This window comes from Pseudomonas sp. NPDC096917, from assembly GCF_044762555.1.
Classification (GTDB): Bacteria; Pseudomonadota; Gammaproteobacteria; order Pseudomonadales; family Pseudomonadaceae; genus Aquipseudomonas.
Genome location: NZ_JBIWEO010000042.1, coordinates 1 through 4187, shown reverse-complemented (window position 1 = coordinate 4187; position 4187 = coordinate 1). Strand labels below are relative to the sequence as shown.

At 54.5% G+C, this 4187-nt stretch carries 4 protein-coding genes; all 4 read right to left on the bottom strand.

Annotated features, from left to right (window positions below; genetic code table 11):
* The coding region (locus ACIQYF_RS23565) for a PoNe immunity protein domain-containing protein (protein ID WP_402866666.1) at positions 1-825 on the bottom strand (825 nt) is incomplete at its 3' end.
* 10 nt (positions 826-835) lie between these two features.
* Positions 836-1795 carry a PoNe immunity protein domain-containing protein gene (locus ACIQYF_RS23560; protein ID WP_402866663.1) on the bottom strand — a complete coding sequence of 320 codons (960 nt, stop codon included), beginning with the start codon at positions 1793-1795 and terminating at the stop codon, positions 836-838.
* A gap of 20 nt (positions 1796-1815) precedes the next feature.
* Positions 1816-3216, bottom strand: a complete 1401-nt coding sequence (locus tag ACIQYF_RS23555) for a hypothetical protein (RefSeq protein WP_402866660.1) — start codon at positions 3214-3216, stop codon at positions 1816-1818.
* Positions 3213-4187 (bottom strand): bacteriophage T4 gp5 trimerisation domain-containing protein (locus ACIQYF_RS23550; protein ID WP_402866657.1); only part of this gene is annotated, 975 nt, incomplete at its 5' end. The genes ACIQYF_RS23550 and ACIQYF_RS23555, both read right to left, overlap by 4 nt.

Here is a 4187-nt window from a genome sequence, read left to right as displayed (position 1 = left end):
TGAAGGCAGCGTGGTAGGGCGGCTCCAGGCCAGCGTTTCTTCATCTGGATAGATGTCCCCTCGTTTGCGGTCGCGTGCCTTGTCAAGCAGCGCCTTGGGGTAATGGTGGGGGTCGCCAATGGATGCGTCGTCAATTTTCCACAGCAATGCGACCAGGGCCGCCTCAAAGGCCCAGTAGCCAAGGTGGTCGCCTCTCGCCCTGCGATGACGCCCATGCCAATAACACCCCTGCAACCCGCCATACCAGTGTTTGAGGTACAGACTAAGGTGGTGCCGTTGCTCAGCGCCGCGAAGATCAAGTGTTTCTAACAGGGTTGAATAGGGTTGTGGGTGAATCAGAGTTTTGCCTGCAAAGGTCTTTCCAACTCGTTCAAACAGGCGGTGAAGCAGGGCGTCGTGGCCGCGATCATCATCTCGGTTGATCCAGCTCAGTAGCGAATCGACTCGCTGCGGGTAACCAAACAGCACTGCCAATGCCAACATCCATAAGATGTATTGATACTCGTCACGTACCCAGGGCCTCAATCGAGCGTCGACTGTTGGGTAGGTATCAAAATGCCGCTGGAACTGGATAAAGGTGTAATCGACATAAGTGCTGACCAGCTCCAGTGGCTCGCCCCCAGAGTAGCGCTGGATCGCCAACTCCAAGGCCATATGGGCGTGATCCCAGCTCAAGCCTTTGTTATGGCGGGGGTCACGCAGGGGATCGGTCAGCAGATCGCTGATGTCCCTATAGGCGAATTCGGCCTCTTTGGCCGCTGTTGAAGCCTTGTAGTGCTGCTCGGTCATCCACGGGTCGCGCTTGACTTGGTCGAAATGGCTCATCGTGTCTCCTTCAGGCTGAAATACCTTTCACCAAGCGCCACGTAACAACCCGCCCATTGTCGGAGGGCAGGATCAGGCCTTCACCGAAGGTTTGCGGACCTACGGGCCAGTCGTCACAGATCCACACACCTGAAACCGGGCAAGCTTCACCGGACATGGCGCGCAGGCCGCTGGAGGTTTCGAGGCGATGGCCTTCGGGGAAGCTGCGTAGCACGTGACGGACGCGAGCGTCATCGACCAGGTCTTTGGGGTAATACGGCAGGTCGCGATAGGGGGTGTCATCGACCTCCCAGAGGAGCGTGACCAAACCGGCTTCGAAGGCCCAGTAGCCAAAGAAACCGGCATCAGCTCGACGCTTGTGGCGGTCATGCCAATAGCAGTTGCGCATGCCGCGGTACCATTGCTTCAAGTAGGTGCGCACGGCTTGCTGTTGTTCGTCGCCTCGGGTATTCAGCGCGCTGAGCAGTTCGCCATAAGGTTTTTCGTGAATCAATTTATCGCCTGGTAGGGCGATGCCCACTCGTGCAAACAGTCGTCGCAACAATACGTCTTGCCCATCATCCGAGTCGGTGCTGATCCAACTGGCAATTTGTTGAATACGATTGGGCATGTTGAACAATACGGCCAGGGACAGTAACCAAAGGATGTATTGATAGGCGTCTGGCTCCCAGGGTTTGAGGGAGAACTCGGGAAATGCCTTTTTGTGCCGTTCGAACTGGGAAAAAGCGTGGTCGGCGTAAGGGATCAGTGACTCTAAGGATTCTCCGCCTGAGTAGAGTTCAATCAATAATTCCAAGGACTCGTAGCAAAAGCCCCAACTCACGCGTTTTTTGTGTCCTTCACTTTGCTTTCCTGCAATCACCTCATCAGCTTTACGGCCTACATACTGTTCTTTCAAGTAGGCAATATCTTCTAAATAATTTTTTTCTTGCAGTAATGGCTCGCGTTTGATTTCTTCGAAGTTTTTCATAATGAATAAATTCTCTATGTCTAAGGTACGATGCTGCTGATGGCGTTAGCATTTTCATCCAGTCGAGTAATGCTGGTTACTTTCCCATTTTCATCCACAACCATTAACCATCGTTCGTAGTCAGAGTTCCTAATGGCTCCGGCCTCTTTTCTGCCGACAGCATCAGCCAAACGAGGGGCAATCCATTCATCACTCATCTGCTTTGCACTTGGATATCCGGCACTGCCCTTGGTCGTGGGTAGTTTGCTCGCCGGAAATTCACCACCTGTGCGGTACTTGGTCTCGGTGATGATATAGGGCGGCGGCGGATTGGCATTCTTATAAACGCCATCAATGCCGCGTCCGGTAGGCATCATGTCCATGCTGCGCGGCCCACGGCTGCTGGACAACAGGTTCTCATGGCCTTTACCCAGCATGTACTGGTCACTTATCACCTCGCCATAAATCCCTTTTTGCGCAGTGGTAGCAGTCTTGGGATCAAAGGCATGGACGTTGGGGCCATGCGGCACGGGCTGCGGCGCTATGGGTGTTGGCGTTCCGTAAGTTCCGGGAGGGCGCTCCAAATAGATCGGAGGCATACCCACCCCTGAAGTTATTCGGCCGCCATTCATGGCCATAGGCACTGGTTTTTCAGCGCGTATCCCGGACGTCGCGACTTGGCTGGGCTCCTTGGCTGCCTGCTCAAGTGCCTTGGCCAGTCGAGCGTCAAGTTCAGCCAACGCCAGTGGGATCTCGCGAACGGCATGAAGCTGTACGGCGTAGAACTGCTTCTCCATCTCTTGCAAGCGGGCTAACAGTTGGGTGGCCTGGTTGAAGGGCCATCTATTAAGGTAGCTGCGTAATTTGCGTACCGCGTCCAGGGTCTTGGTCAAGAACGTGTTTAGATATTCAAGCAATTGTTTCTCATAGGCCGTGAACTTGATAGCCCTGAGCATTTGCTCAACGTTGCCTCGGGTGAATTTTCCAAGGAACACGAGCAATGTCTTGAGAATGACCTGGCTTTCGCGGATCAGCAGCAAACATAGAGCACGCAAAAAAGCGGCTGCCTCTTGCCCGGCTAGCGCCCCCACGGCAGTGCCAACCAGCGTCCCTGCTGAGCCTACGACTGCGCCGATCACGGGTGCAATCAGGGTGATGAGGCAGGCGATCAGCAAGACCCACTCCTGCCACTCTGGTGGCTGCGCGCGTCCCGTATTTGCCTTGTCGGTGTAGCGTTTGCCCAAACGTATGGAGATAGCCGCGACATCGCGAGCGCTAAGCACAATCACGACGCCCGGAACAAAAGACAGCAGCATGTCGGCGATGACCACGCTCAATGGGCGGTCTTCGGCGAACTCGCCAAGCACCAAGTCGCGCAACCACCCAAATCCACCTGCAACCTTTTCTATCGCTTCGTCTAACCAGTTATTAGCCGTACTCACGACTGACCTCCGGACAAATGACTGGTGGAGATCAGTTGCTGTAAATCAGGATCGAGTGCAGTGCAGGCTGTTACTTTGGGTTTGGCAGGTGAGCGGTGATAGCTCACTTGAGCACTGCATCCGGGCGTGACATTAGATAGGCGTGCGTAGCCCTCTTGATCCACCACGCCGGTGCGCTGGGATCCATCGGACAAGGTGGCGGTGAACGCATTTCCCGCCATTGGTGTGCCGTCCGGATGAACCAGACGAAACTCGATCTCATTGGTATTGGGCGGTGGCGGGACGCTAAAACGTGCAGGTGCTTGAACTTGGGTCACGGCATGAATCAGCATCGGCTCAGGGCATCCCAATTCAATGCGCCCATTGGCCAACTTTATGAATGCACCGCCACAACTGAGGATCAGTGCGGTGTTGCTGTCGATATGAACTTCACCCTTGTGACTGGTGACCGAGATGTTATCGGAGGCCTTGATCTGCAAGCGCTGGCCGACATTTAATTGCTTGTTTAAGGCCACCTGTTCGCTAGAGTTCAGACCCACCATGACGTTGAGCAAGCCGCCGACACTCAGTGTCTTGGCGAGGGCAACAGTTTGCGTGGAGGTTCCCAGCATGTTTTCGTCTCGGTTGCCCTCGATATGAATTTTTTCGTTGCCGCCCACGCTACGGGTTCGATTTTCGCCAACTTTTAAGTCTTCGTTTCGAACTACCTCCTCACTGCGGTCATTGCCAACAAACGTGGTTTCGTTGTGGTTGACATGGATGTTCTGGTCTTTCTCGGCGTGGACGTAGATCTCTTCCACCCCCTTTTCATCTTCAAACCGCAGCTCATTAAAACCATCGCCCTTGTGGGTCTGGCTTTTAATCGTCATGCGGGTTTTGTGTTTGGGCAGTTCGTAGGGCGGCAGGTTGGCTTCTCTGTACGCCCGGCCAATGGCAACTGGCTGGTCGGGATCACCGTCAAAGTACTGGAT

Coding starts and splice junctions, on each gene's coding strand:
- ACIQYF_RS23560 (WP_402866663.1), bottom strand. CDS start 1,795: ATGAAAAACTTCGAAGAAATCAAACGCGAGCCATTACTGCAAGAAAAA.